The organism is Bartonella sp. AP72JLCBS, assembly GCF_042195705.1.
Lineage (GTDB): Bacteria > Pseudomonadota > Alphaproteobacteria > Rhizobiales > Rhizobiaceae > Bartonella.
This window is the reverse complement of the sequence record NZ_JBHIOU010000007.1, coordinates 13,043-26,330: the sequence shown is the minus strand read 5'-3', so window position 1 is coordinate 26,330 and position 13,288 is coordinate 13,043. Positions and strand designations below refer to the sequence as shown.

Annotated in this window: 11 protein-coding genes; 7 read left to right on the top strand and 4 right to left on the bottom strand. The window is 36.4% G+C overall.

The window, feature by feature from the left end:
* Window positions 1-1,321 precede the first annotated feature (1,321 nt).
* The 3 genes from ACFILO_RS05055 to ACFILO_RS05045 form a co-directional block, all read right to left on the bottom strand.
* Window positions 1,322-1,729: a hypothetical protein gene (locus tag ACFILO_RS05055; protein ID WP_375677930.1), complete on the bottom strand. Its 408-nt coding sequence runs from the start codon at window positions 1,727-1,729 to the stop codon at window positions 1,322-1,324.
* Between the two features lie 537 nt (window positions 1,730-2,266).
* Entirely contained in the window at window positions 2,267-3,130 is an 864-nt protein-coding gene (locus ACFILO_RS05050) for a prephenate dehydratase (RefSeq protein WP_273790573.1), read from the bottom strand.
* Window positions 3,127-3,858 (bottom strand): 3-deoxy-manno-octulosonate cytidylyltransferase, encoded by a 732-nt coding sequence (locus tag ACFILO_RS05045; RefSeq protein WP_375632301.1) that lies wholly within the window; start codon window positions 3,856-3,858, stop codon window positions 3,127-3,129. Before ACFILO_RS05045 ends, ACFILO_RS05050 begins: the two co-directional genes overlap by 4 nt.
* A gap of 104 nt (window positions 3,859-3,962) precedes the next feature.
* Between ACFILO_RS05045 and ACFILO_RS05040 the strand changes: the two genes are divergently transcribed.
* The gene (locus tag ACFILO_RS05040; protein ID WP_375632302.1) at window positions 3,963-4,526 is read left to right on the top strand and encodes a c-type cytochrome; all 564 of its coding nucleotides are present in this window, start codon (window positions 3,963-3,965) and stop codon (window positions 4,524-4,526) included.
* Between the two features lie 927 nt (window positions 4,527-5,453).
* Here the strand turns inward: ACFILO_RS05040 and ACFILO_RS05035 are convergent.
* Complete coding sequence (locus tag ACFILO_RS05035; protein WP_375627633.1) at window positions 5,454-6,248, bottom strand: molybdopterin-synthase adenylyltransferase MoeB; 795 nt, start codon at window positions 6,246-6,248, stop codon at window positions 5,454-5,456.
* A gap of 87 nt (window positions 6,249-6,335) precedes the next feature.
* Here ACFILO_RS05035 and gshB point away from each other — a divergent pair, with 87 nt between their 5' ends.
* The 6 genes from gshB to phoU all read left to right on the top strand — a co-directional run bounded on the left by gshB (window position 6,336) and on the right by phoU (window position 12,839).
* Window positions 6,336-7,283, top strand: coding sequence for a glutathione synthase (gshB, locus tag ACFILO_RS05030; protein WP_375627632.1), 948 nt, complete (start codon window positions 6,336-6,338; stop codon window positions 7,281-7,283).
* A gap of 133 nt (window positions 7,284-7,416) precedes the next feature.
* Entirely contained in the window at window positions 7,417-8,463 is a 1,047-nt protein-coding gene (locus tag ACFILO_RS05025; protein WP_375611795.1) for a PstS family phosphate ABC transporter substrate-binding protein, read from the top strand.
* A 75-nt stretch (window positions 8,464-8,538) separates the two neighbouring features.
* Entirely contained in the window at window positions 8,539-9,999 is a 1,461-nt protein-coding gene (gene pstC, locus ACFILO_RS05020; RefSeq protein WP_375632303.1) for a phosphate ABC transporter permease subunit PstC, read from the top strand.
* On the top strand, window positions 9,996-11,285 hold the full coding sequence (gene pstA, locus ACFILO_RS05015) for a phosphate ABC transporter permease PstA (RefSeq protein ID WP_375611793.1): 1,290 nt from the start codon (window positions 9,996-9,998) through the stop codon (window positions 11,283-11,285). The genes pstC and pstA overlap by 4 nt, the downstream gene beginning before the upstream one ends.
* Before the next feature lie 51 nt (window positions 11,286-11,336).
* The gene (gene pstB, locus ACFILO_RS05010) at window positions 11,337-12,095 is read left to right on the top strand and encodes a phosphate ABC transporter ATP-binding protein PstB (protein ID WP_375632304.1); all 759 of its coding nucleotides are present in this window, start codon (window positions 11,337-11,339) and stop codon (window positions 12,093-12,095) included.
* Between the two features lie 21 nt (window positions 12,096-12,116).
* Window positions 12,117-12,839 carry a phosphate signaling complex protein PhoU gene (gene phoU, locus ACFILO_RS05005; protein ID WP_375611791.1) on the top strand — a complete coding sequence of 241 codons (723 nt, stop codon included), beginning with the start codon at window positions 12,117-12,119 and terminating at the stop codon, window positions 12,837-12,839.
* Window positions 12,840-13,288: the final 449 nt, after the last annotated feature.

Genomic DNA, 13,288 nt, shown 5'->3' with positions numbered 1-13,288 from the left:
AAATTGAATCATCAAAAATTTACAACAGTCAAAGAAGCAAATAAAGCAGATAGATCATGTGATTGGCTAACATTCGAAAGTCAGGGGGAAGAGTGCTATTTAAAGAATTATAAAATATTGCTTTAATGGTGTTGCTCCTCTATACAAAACAGAACATCCCAAACAGAATACATTTAATGTTATACATTCACAGGCTTTTGAAAGAGCGATTGCTCAATACTCTTAACTATATTTCAAACTCCACTCATAAATAGTATACATGCTTCCCTTGAGTTATAAATCTATTGTTGCGCTACCCTCTTTATGCTTAATACAAAGTATAAATTTTAGCCCTCATACTACTTAACAACTCCCAATGTTGCGATCCCTTGCACTTGAGAGGCTTTATAAGAAGCATTTTTATTCCTTTTTTAATCGTTTTTACTCACACACCACTCTCATTTGTAACTTTCAAGGAAACGATTTTAATGGATTCAATATGAGATTTAAGATGGGAGGATCTTACTTTATTTGTGGTTGTAATTCAGTGTAAGAAAATCAAAGTCTTATAATGATAAGCCAGTATCTTATAAGAGTACCACCTCATTTCTATAGTGAATGAGAATATAAAATATGTAATGTTTTTTCTTTTAACATAATATAAATATATAAGTACTGAGTAGATGTTATCGCTCTTTTTTTGCGTGCTTGTTCTTTTAATTAAAAAACATTGATGTTTATCACAAAATGGATCAATATATGAAGTTTCATTATTTGAGAAAAGATTTCATATATTTTTAAGGGGCTGTACTTATACAAGAGAAGATGCAACATTCAACGCTATAGAAATAAGGGGATACTGGTTTTATAAGCATAAAAATGGTTCTTATTCGATATAAGCGATATTTTATAGTTTCAAATAATTATATTCTTTAATAAGGAGGGAAAAGCGAGATGAATTTTTACAAAAGCTGAATGAGTATGATTTAAAATGCAGCGAGGAATGCATCTGTAGAGCAAATTTTACTTTTCTGTTTATCTAAGTGATTTGGGTACGATGTGCTTTATAGTACTTAAAATAAAGCAGTTGCAAAGATAGAAGTTATATTCTTATTAAAAAAATAGCTCTGATAGTAGAAAATACAGAACAATTTAATTTTAGTCATTTAGTTTTCGCAAAAGTTCTTTAATATCTAACCTTATAAGCAGCTTAAGGTTTGCCATATTAGGACAAAAATAAGCTTTTCAGCGATTAGTTTTAATGGCTCATTATGCCCTATTTTGAAAAAAATACCTGAAAAAAGAATAACTCTACTCAAATTTAGATGTTATAGAAATATTGTTAATCATAATCTCCTGTGTCACAATTTGTTCCAACAACTTTTTTCTTCGTAATATTTTTAAAAATATAATGTCCTGACGAAGGAAAACTTATATGAAGAGATTTTATATTTTTTAGGATAAAGATCTTCTTTTCTTTATCATGGGTTATTTTCTTTTCATCATCAACAGCAATTCTCAATTTGTTTAAATCAGAAGGGGTAGAGTATGATAAAGTAAAGGATACTTTCTTCGGTTCAAAGATACTACAAGAGTATTCAGCTCCTTGATGGATTGTATCGGATGGGATGATCACAACACTTTCATCCAGCCCAAAATTCCATTTTTTCTCACCAAAGCCAGCAAATGCAACACTAGAGTAGGCAAGAATATTTGCGGCTAATAATACTTGCATGAAGATTTTTTTCATTATCCTCTCCTTTTTCTAAAGTGAGGTGAATCATAAATCAATTTTTATAAAGATAAAAGCTCAAACTTAACGCTAAAATCAGGGTTGAGTTGCATTTTCTAGCTTTAAACCATGTTCAGACTGATATCAGTCTAAGAAATTTGAATGCTCTATCATGTATAATAATTTGAATTGTTTTGAGAGCTAATTTAGAAGTTCGTTATCTTTATTGGAATATTGTCAGAGGAAATGACTTTTCTCAAGAAGCTCTCTTTGAATATATAAAGGGAAATAGATGGTACAAGCGTTTTTATTTTTGGTTACTGTGTTTTTTTACACTGGTTTTTATACAAGTTGAAGTGCTTTTTATCATGATATAATTTGTGAAAAAATATTATGGAAATAATTTATATATTCTTTTATGAGCCGTTTTTTCTTCTTCAGTTTTTATGAAGGGTGTTGAGTAGAAAAAAACGAGCTCTTTCAAGATACGTTGCATTATGAAATTTTTACGATGCTTTTTGATATCAACAAAAAATGATAGCAGCTTAATTGCTTTTATATATACGATGTTCGATCGTTTTGTGCTGGATAAGTACCGATAATACGCAGTTCTGCAGAAAAGAAAGATAATTCTTCTAAGGCAAGTTTCATCATCGGGTCTTCAGGATGTCCTTCAATATCAACAAAGAACTGTGTTGCATTGAAATTTCCACCAATTTGATAGCTTTCTAATTTTGTCATATTGATACCATTCGTTGCAAATCCTCCCATAGCTTTATAGAGAGCAGCGGGGACATTGCGCACTCGAAAAAGAAGACTGGTGATGATTTTTTCGCCATTTTGAGGTTTGGGGACATGTCGTTTGGAGCGTGAAAGGATGACAAAACGGGTAATATTATGAGGGTTATCTTCAACATCTCTTTCAAGAATATCAAGTCCATAGAGTTCTGCTGCGATTAAAGGTGCTAAGGCAGCCTGTGAACGTTTAGCATTTTTTTTAATAAATTTTGCAGCTCCAGCGGTGTCAGCAGAAACAACAGGTTTCCAACCGTTGTTTCGTATGATTTTTCGGCATTGTGCAAGGGCATGCGTATGGCTGTGGACGGTTTTAATTTCGTCATGTGTAACGCCGGGCAAAACCATGAGTTGAAAATGGATAGGTAAAAAATATTCATCAATAATATAAAGAGATGACTGTGGTAAAAGATGATGAATGTCTGCAACGCGTCCCGCAAGGGTATTTTCAATAGGGATCATAGCAAGATCAGCTTTCCCGCTTTCCACTAAATTAAGGGCGTCTTCGAAAGTAGCAGAGGGAACAGCATCCATATTGGGGAACATATTGGAGCAAGCAATATGGGAATTAGCGCCGTATTCTCCTTGGAAAGAAATTTTATTGGTTTTTTTAAGTATTTTCATGCTAAAATCTCACAAACTCTATCGAGATCATGTTGTGTGTCTACACCTAAGGGAATTGTATCGACTATTTCCACATCGATACGCATATTGTTTTCTAATGCACGTAATTGTTCAAGTTTTTCACGTTTCTCAAGTGGTGAGGGTTTGAATGATACAAATTTCTCAAGTGCTTCGCGCCTATAGGCGTATATTCCAATATGGTGATAAAGAGGACCCTCTCCATAAGGTGCTTTGGCGCGCGTAAAATAAAGAGCACGAAGGCGATTTTGAGAAAGCGGTGTACCAATGATTTTGACAACATTGGGATCTCTTGTTTCATTTTCTTCAATGATTTTGGCACCCAAGGTTGCAATATCAGTAAAGCTATTTTCTAGAGGGCGTAGCGCACGAATGATTTCACGAGGCATGATTGTTGGTAAGTCACCTTGTATATTTAAAATGGCGTTGTAGCGTTGTTCAGGATCAATACGCACTAAAGCTTCATAAATACGATCAGATCCAGACTTATGATCACCTCGTGTTATGATATATTCATGCCCATAATCTGCAACAGCTTTAGCGATATCATTATGATCTGTTGCAACGATTGTACGTCCTATTCCAGCTTTTTTGGCTTGTTCTACGACATGAACAATCATCGGTTTTCCGCCAATTTCAGCGAGAGCTTTTTGAGGAAGACGGGTTGAGCCCATACGGGCAGGAATAAGAATAATTGGTTCAAGAGCCATTGTAAGATTCCCAATGTCATCTGTGATGCATTTATGATATTGTGTGTTATAAAGAAAAAGCTTAGACTAAAAATGGTAATGAAACCGTGAACATTTGAGTTTTTATGAATCGCCGGAGATTTATTTATTTTATTTGTGCTTGTTTATGTGTGCTGGTCGCTGTTGTGGGGATTTCCACACTCAGCAATATAATTTACGATCATCCTACATCAGTCCAATATCATCATACAGTTGCCAAGAATGATATATTTCAAGAAAAACAAAAAGCACCTGATGTTTCCCTATCACTAAATAGCCGTCTTCAACAAGGCAATTTTGAAAATGGCCGTAAAGTTTTTCGCCAATGTGCCATATGCCACACATCTGGACGCAATGAAGCAGGGCGTGTTGGTCCAGTTCTCTGGGAGATTGTTAACCGCCCTTTGGCATCAGCAGCAGGTTTTGCTTATTCACGGGCATTACGTGCTCATTCTGATCAAAAATGGGATTTTGTAACGTTAGATCGTTATTTACATTCTCCACGTGAAGCTTTTCCTGGGACCATTATGTCTTTTCGTGGAATTAAAAATGACCAAGATCGTGCCGATCTTTTGCTTTATTTACGCAGTTTATCCGATCATCCTGTTCCTTTACCAATGGATAATAATAAAGCGAATGAGCCAAATTAACTTATACCATAGATGTTAATTTTAGAAAGAAGTCTGATTTTTTTTGTAATTTTAGTTTCACAGTTTTATAAAAAGAGCTCTTATTGATGTTTTGTTAGGGGGGAACGCCCCTCACGCAAAACAGAATACATTTAACATTGCATATTTACTCGCTTATTTTAAAGAGATCTTTTATAAAAATGCACTCTTTACACTGTCGTCTGTGGATTGGTTTTCAAGATTTGTGTGCTTCACTTTTTCTACATATACTTGTCTGTGAAATTATTGCTGAAGGATTATCAATTCATGAGCCGCAGCTTTCTGCTTCTGAATGCAATAATTATGTAATTAAAGCTCTCCATGAGGTTTATCTCAATCCTTCTATACACATCAATCCCTATGTACTTTTACATCAAGTCCCATGTATTTTTCTTATGAACAGAGACAATTGATTGTTCTTATACGTGCAATAATCCTAAGCTGCATTTTATGATGCTCGATGAATAGACGTTTTCTCTTGAGGTTAGAGATGTACGGACAGATCATTGACTTTTTATAGTATCGATCACTAAAATATGACTTAAATTATTTATTTATAGGTTATGGTTTGAAGTAAGCACTTTCATGTGAAACAATTTTTATGTGTGAATAGTAAAATAGTTGAATAGAGTTCTGCTGATTGTATTTTTATCTACGTCGAAAATTTTTTACACAAGAATACTGATAGCAGCTGCGTTCCCACGAGTCTCTGTCCATTTATAGACGATGACATGAAATTATGCTGATAATCCATTATAGAGAATTATTTTTTCACAAAAGGTTTGCCATATTTGTGATAAATTTAATAGGTTTCATTGGTTACAATGTTTCGATGACTTGCGATAAAATTAATTAGTATTTCAATACATATTGCGAGAGTGCTAAAAATTAGTGGAAGAGAGGACATAATCATGATTCTCCAAGCTTCTTAATAACTATGGTATTTTCTTTATAATTTGAGCGTTTATAAGTAATAATATTAAATTGCGCTAATAATCCATTATAGAGAAGAATCTTTCCTACTAATGGCTCTCCGATGTTTGTGATCATTTTAATAACTTCCATTGCTTGTAGGGTCCCAATAACGCCAGGTAAAACACCGATGATTCCAGTTTCAGCGCATGTTGGGATAGTCCCGTGAGCTGGAGGGGTGGGAAATAAATCGCGATAGTGAGGATTATTGTCTTTATACGGCATAAGGACCGTTAATGAGCCATTAAAACGTTCTACAGCACCGCTTATTAGAGGTTTTTTGCATTGGGCAGCGTGATCAGCGAGAAGATAGCGTGTGGTAAAATTATCACTTCCATCAACAATGATGTGGTAAGCATTGAGCAGTTTATCCACATTACTTTTATCTAAGCGTAGGGTGTGTTTTTCAACTACAACATGGGGATTTATTGCTTTTATAGTGGTTTCAGCACTGTCTGTTTTGCTTTTGTTGATTGCATTTGTTTTATGAATAACTTGGCGTTGTAAATTGGAAAGTGAAACGATGTCGTTATCGACAATTCCAAGGGTTCCAACACCTGCGGCAGCCAAATAGGTTAAGACAGGAGCACCAAGACCACCCGCGCCTACAACAAGAACACGTGCTGTTTTTAGCTTTTGTTGCCCTGCACCACCAATCTCAGGCAAAATGATGTGGCGTGCATAGCGTTCGATTTCTTTGTTGTTTAATTTTATATCTGTTTCTTGTGTCATAAATTTTCTCTTGTCATAGTTCTTTTATTGTTTACTAAGTTTATGATGCATAGACCAGTCTGCTTTTAGGATAGAGAGGATTTATTTATGAAAATTGCCATTCAGATGGATCATATTTCAACAGTTCGGATTCAAGGAGATACGACATTTGCACTCGCTTTAGCAGCCCAAGAACGTGGACACTCTCTCTTCCATTATACACCAGATCGTTTATCTCTATACGATGGTTGTGTGATTGCACGACTAGAGCCATTGATTGTACATGATAAAGAGGGAAGCCACTATCGATTAGAAAAGCCTGTTCGTACGGAATTAACAGATATGGATGTGGTTCTTTTACGCCAAGATCCACCTTTTAATCTCAATTATATCACAACAACTCATTTGTTAGAGCGTATTCATCCTAAAACACTCGTTGTGAATGATCCTGCATGGGTACGCAACAGTCCAGAAAAAATTTTTGTTACTGAATTTTCTGATCTGATGCCAGAAACATTAATTACCAAAGATATTGAAGAAATAACAGCTTTTAGAGAGACATTTGGCGATATTATTGTTAAACCACTTTATGGGAATGGGGGCGCTGGTATTTTTTATTTAAGACAAGATGATCGCAATTTAGCATCATTGTTAGAAATGTTTGCAGAAATTTATCACGAACCTTTTATTGTTCAGCGCTATTTAGAGGCAGTACGAAAAGGAGATAAAAGGATTATTTTGCTTGATGGTACACCTGTTGGAGCTATTAATCGAATTCCGACAGAAACAGATGTGCGCTCTAATATGCATGTTGGAGGTCGCGCGGAAAATGTGGAGTTAACAAAACGTGATTATGAAATTTGTGAACGCATTGGTCCAGCCTTAAAGGAACGCGGTCTTCTTTTTGTGGGGATTGATGTGATCGGAGATTATATAACAGAAATTAATGTGACGTCTCCTACGGGAATTCGTGAAATTAAACGCTTCTGCGGTACGGATGTTGCTCATTTGTTTTGGGATGTTATTGAGTTCAAGCGTTCAAATGAATTTATTTGACAGAGGACAAAAACATGGTTTTAAAAAAATGATCCATGTTGTTTTTTATATTTGTTATGTTGCAAATGTGAACTAGAATGACCGTATAATATAAATTAAGAGGCTTTGTTTTCAATTTTTAGGGAGTTTATAGATGAACAAAGTATTATCAATTGGAGTGGGATTGATTTTTGCGCTACTGCTGTCAGCAAATGGAGGCAATGCGCGCGATCAAATACAGATTACTGGTTCATCTACAGTTTTACCTTATCAAAAGATTGTTGCTGAAACATTTGGAGAAATTTATCCCCATTTTAAGGTTCCTGTTATCGAATCGGGAGGAACAGGAGCTGGTATTAAGGAATTCTGCCGTGGTATTGGGGAGAACACTGTTGATATTGTTAATGCTTCGCGAGCAATGAAACCGAGTGAATTACAGTCTTGTTTTGATGCTGGTGTAAAAGATGTTGAGGAAATACGTATTGGGTATGATGGCATTGTTTTTGCAACTGATATTAAGGGACCTGATTGGAAATTACAGCCAGTAGATGTTTATAAAGCCCTTGCTGCTCGAATTATTATAGACGGAAAGTTGCAACCGAATAATGTTTTGAAATGGAGTGCAGTCAATAGTGCTCTTCCTGATTGGACGATAGCAGCGTATATTCCTGGAGAGAAGCATGGGACACGTGAAGTTTTTGAGGAAAAATTACTTACTGAGGGGTGTAAAGAGAGTGGGGCAGTTGAGGTGATGAAGTCTTTAGGAATGGATGATAAGGAGATACACACTGCTTGTATTGCGGTACGTAAGGATGGAAAAGCGGTTGATATTGATGGTGATTATTCTGAAACATTTGCGCGTCTAATTTCTAATAAAACAGGGGTTGGTATTTTTGGTTTGTCTTTTTATCAAAATAATGCTGATAGGCTAAAGGTTGCCGATATTAACGGTTTTGCGCCAACAGTTGAGACGATTTCTAGTGGACAATATCCAGTTTCTCGTCCGCTTTTTTTCTATATTAAGAAAGCACATTTAGGTATTATTTCAGGTTTGCGAGAGTATGTTGATTTTTTTCTTTCTGACCAAATGATTGGTCCAGAGGGTCCTTTGGCTGAATATGGTTTGATTGTTTCTCCTGAAAAGGAACGTCAAGCACAGCGTTCTGATTTTTCTGCTGGTCGAGTAATGACATTGAAATAATTTGCAGGGAAAATTTGTTGGATTTCTGAGATAGGAAATTTGGGTGCTATTTTTTTATAAAAACTGAAAGATAAAATGCGCATTTCCTTCATTGTTTTGCTATTATTGATTTTTGGATTTTGTGGCTTTTGTATTTCTTATATGCGAGCACGCATTCTTGAATACAGACAACATAAAATGCATTCTCGTGCGTATTATTATGGCTGGTGGACATTTTTGATTACGGTTATTCCAGCTTTTATTTTTTTAATTGTTTGGGATGCTGGGAGTACAATTTATTTAGAGTATAATGCCTCTCGAGAGCTGGGGGCGTATAGTGCGCATGTAACAGAGCCTGTAAATCACGATCTACTTTGGGAGACACTTCGAAGTCTCGTCAAAAAGATTCATCGCTTTGAGGGGAATCTTTCTACCGCTTCCTATAAGGAAATGCAGGCACAATTACTCGCGAAGGGATTGATTTTATCCGATGAAGCATCGGATGATGTGTTCAAAATAGCACAGTCGTGGGTATTCTCTTCTGAAAAGCTTAAGTTTATAGGTTATGTTTTTCTTTTTGCTATTGCGTCCTTTGGTTTTATCTGTGGAATGATGCAAATTGCGCCTCATCAACGTGCCCGTAATAAGGTTGAATCTTTTATTATTATTGGATTGATTTGTGCATCTATTGTTGCAGTCTTGACAACAATAGCCATTGCGCTTTCTATGCTTTTTCAGACAGTAAGCTTTTTTCAGTCTGTATCCTTTTCAAATTTCTTTTTAGGAACAGTTTGGGATCCGCGTTTTTCCGCGAGCGGTTCCAGCGATGAAGTAGGACAATTTGGTTTAATACCGCTTCTTGCTGGTACGTTTTATATTGCATTTGTTGCCATGCTTTTTGCTGTACCTATAGGACTATTTTCAGCTCTTTATATGGCGGAGTATGCTTCTTCGCGATTGCGAGCAATTGTGAAGCCATTGTTAGAAGTTCTTGCTGGCATTCCAACGATTGTTTATGGCTTTTTTGCTTTGAAGGTTGTGGGACCATTTTTACGAGATCTCTCTGCTTCTCTCTCAGACGGGGTTAGTTTTATTATGGCACAAAGTGTTTTGACTGCTGGAGTTGTGATGGGAATTATGTTGATACCTTTTGTTTCCTCTTTATCGGATGATGTTATTACGGCTGTTCCACGCATTTTACGTGAAGGTTCTTATGGTTTAGGCGCAACGCAATCTGAAACAATTAAAAAAGTTGTTATACCAGCAGCGCTTCCAGGGATTATGGGGGCCATTTTGTTGACGGCATCGCGTGCAATTGGAGAAACAATGATTGTGGTTTTGGCGGCAGGTGTTGCAGCAAACTTAACACTCAATCCTTTCGAAGCAATGACTACGATGACTGTTAAGATTGTTAATCAATTGACCGGTGATTTTGAGTTTAATTCTCCACAAACTCTGGTGGCTTTTGCCTTAGGGATGACGCTCTTTGTTATGACACTTTTGATGAATATTCTAGCTCTTTATATTGTGCGTAAATATCGGGAACAATATGAATGAATGAAGATTTTTTTCCTCGTCGCAATATTAGTCTCAAGCGTCGGTATTGGGCTGAACGTCGTTTTCGTGCCTATGGTTTGATTGCCATTTTTATTGGTTTATTTTTTTTATTTACGCTTTTATGGTCTATCATTAGTCAGGGTTATACAGCTTTTTTTCAAAGTGAAATGACATTATCGATTTATTTGGATGAAAAGATCATTGATCCAAGTGGTCAACGTAAAACAAAACCACAAGTGCTCATGACGGCGAATTATCCACTTCTTGTACGCAATGCTTTAGCGAAGAAACTTAATATCAATCAAAATGATCGAGCCTCTCTTTTGGACGTTAACCGTATGTTTTCAAATGGTGTCCGTGTTCAACTGCGTGAAATGGTGACAAAAAATCCAAAACTGATTGGCACAATGCAAAAAGTTAAAGTTTTGGCATCTGCGGATATTGATTCTGCTTATAAGGGACAGATTGATCTGCGTGTAGCAGAAAAAAACCGTAAAGTTTCTAATCGACAGATAGAATGGATAAAGCGTTTAGCGCATGATGGTACGCTTTATAAAACATTTAATATTGGTTTTTTTACATTTGGCGCTTCAAGTCGTCCTGAGACTGCGGGATTAGGTGTTGCGATCATTGGTTCTCTTTATATGATAGGCATCGTTTTATTAGTTTCCCTTCCGATAGGCATAGCAACGGCTCTTTATTTAGAAGAATATGCACGCAAAAATAAATTTACAGATTTTATAGAGGTTAATATCAATAATCTTGCAGCTGTTCCTTCAATTGTGTTTGGTCTTTTAGGACTCTCTTTTTTTGTTAATTTTTTAGGATTACCACGTTCAGCCTCTTTTGTTGGTGGTCTTGTTTTAGCGCTCATGACTCTTCCCACGATCATTATTGCAACACGTTCTGCTCTGCGTGCTGTTCCTCTCTCTATTCGTTCTGCAGCTTTGGGGTTGGGAGCATCAAAAACACAAATGATTTTTCATCATGTTGTTCCTTTAGCTGCGCCTGGCATTTTAACAGGCACAATTATTGGAGTCGCTCAGGCTTTGGGTGAAACAGCTCCTTTGCTTTTGATTGGAATGGTTGCTTTTGTTGTTAATATTCCTACGACCCCCATGGATCCAGCAACGGCTTTGCCTGTTCAAATTTTTATGTGGGCGGGTGAAGCAGAGCGTGCTTTTGTTGAAAAGACATCAGGTGCTATTATTGTATTGATGATTTTTCTTGCGATCATGAATATTTCTGCGGTTTTTTTACGTCGACGATTTGAACGCCGCCAGTAATTTTAATAAAACAACAGCTTTGATAAGATTTTTGTAAGGTGAATTTTTGTAATGAAGATTAAAATGCGCGGTCAGGATGTGAAGGTTTCTTACGGAGATAAAGAAGCACTCCACGGTATTACACTTGATATTCCTGAACATCAAGTAACGGCTTTGATTGGTCCATCAGGATGCGGAAAGTCAACTTTTTTGCGTTGTTTTAACCGTATGAATGATACGATTGAAGGCGCTAAAACAACTGGTCTTATTACCTTAGATGGGGAGAATATTTATGACACACGGATTGATGTTGTAGAATTGCGCGCTCGTGTTGGAATGGTTTTTCAAAAGCCCAGCCCTTTTCCAAAATCTATATTTGAGAATGTTGCGTATGGTCCACGCATTCATGGTTTAGTTAAAACACGCTCTGAATTGCATGATGTAGTTGAAAAGAGTTTGAGGCAGGCAGGTTTGTTTGAAGAAGTAAAAGACCGCCTTCATGATCTTGGAACAAGTTTATCAGGGGGACAACAACAGCGTTTGTGTATTGCACGTGCTATTGCGGTTAGTCCTGAAGTTATTTTGATGGATGAGCCATGTTCAGCTCTTGATCCCATTGCGACAGCACGGATTGAAGAGCTTATCGATGCGTTACGGCAAAATTATACAATTGTTATCGTAACGCATTCCATGCAACAGGCCGCACGTGTTTCTCAACATACGGCTATGTTTCATTTAGGGCATTTGGTAGAAGTTGGTGCGACTGAAATGATCTTTACCTCACCAAAAGAGCAACGGACGCAAGATTATATTACGGGGCGTTTTGGATAGGTGAATTGAGGAGTGTAAGATATGTCTATGAAACATACTGTCCGTTCTTATGATGCAGAACTAAAATATTTAAGAGTAAGGATTACAGAAATGGGGAGCCATGCAGAAAGGATGATTGAACGTTCTGTCGCATCGGTTGTGAGTAGTGATCTTCAACTTGCAACGACAGTGATTGCCGATGATGTGTTTTTAGATGAAGCAGAACGTGACATTGATGAAAAAGCGGTTGCTATTATTTGCAAACGCCAACCGATGGCTGTCGATTTGCGTGAAATTATTGGAGCCATTCGTATTTCTTCTGATCTTGAACGGATTGGGGATATGGCAAAAAACATTGCTAAAAGGACTGTTGCACTTTCAGAAATACGTCAATCTGCTTCTGTTTATCATGGGCTTGAAACAATTACAGCTTTAGCACTCAATCAATTAAAAGAAGTCTTAAATGCTTATACGAGTCGCCTATTAGAGCGTGTTGACGCGGTGCGTGAGCGTGATGAGAAGATTGATGCTTTGTATACTTCTCTTTTTCGTGAACTTTTGACGTATATGATGGAAGATATGCGCAATATTACGGTTTGTACGCACTTACTGTTTTGTTTAAAGAATATTGAACGAATTGGTGATCATGTTACTAATATTGCTGAAATGCTGCATTATATCATAACGGGTTACCATATGTCCTCTGATCGTCCTCGCGATGACCTTACGTATAAAGTTGGGGTAGGTGAGAAGAAAATAGATTAAAATTTTTCTTATATGTATAAAATAAGTTTGTAGATATATGAGTATTTTCTTACAGTGCAGCTATAAGAAGAATAAGATAACCATTTTATGGCAAAGCACAAAGAAGCAACAAAGAGTTTTTTCAGAGAAGCATGGCAGATTGTTAACTCTTGGTTTGACATATTTGTATATTGGATGATATCATCACTCGTATTGTGGCAGGAGGGGAGTTTTCTAGGGGAATTTCCTTTCAGATCATTTTGTTAAAATTTTATATTAAAGGGGATATCTGTATTATTTTTTCGTATGTAGAAGAAGTGGATAGTGTTACTTTATTGTAATTGAAACGTGTGGGTTATTATAGCCTATATTGAACCATGAAGAATAACAATATCGATCTGTAAATTAAGAGTTTTTTATTTTTTATTTTGCATAGATACTTTTTGATTACCTCTTGTATTAAAATTTTA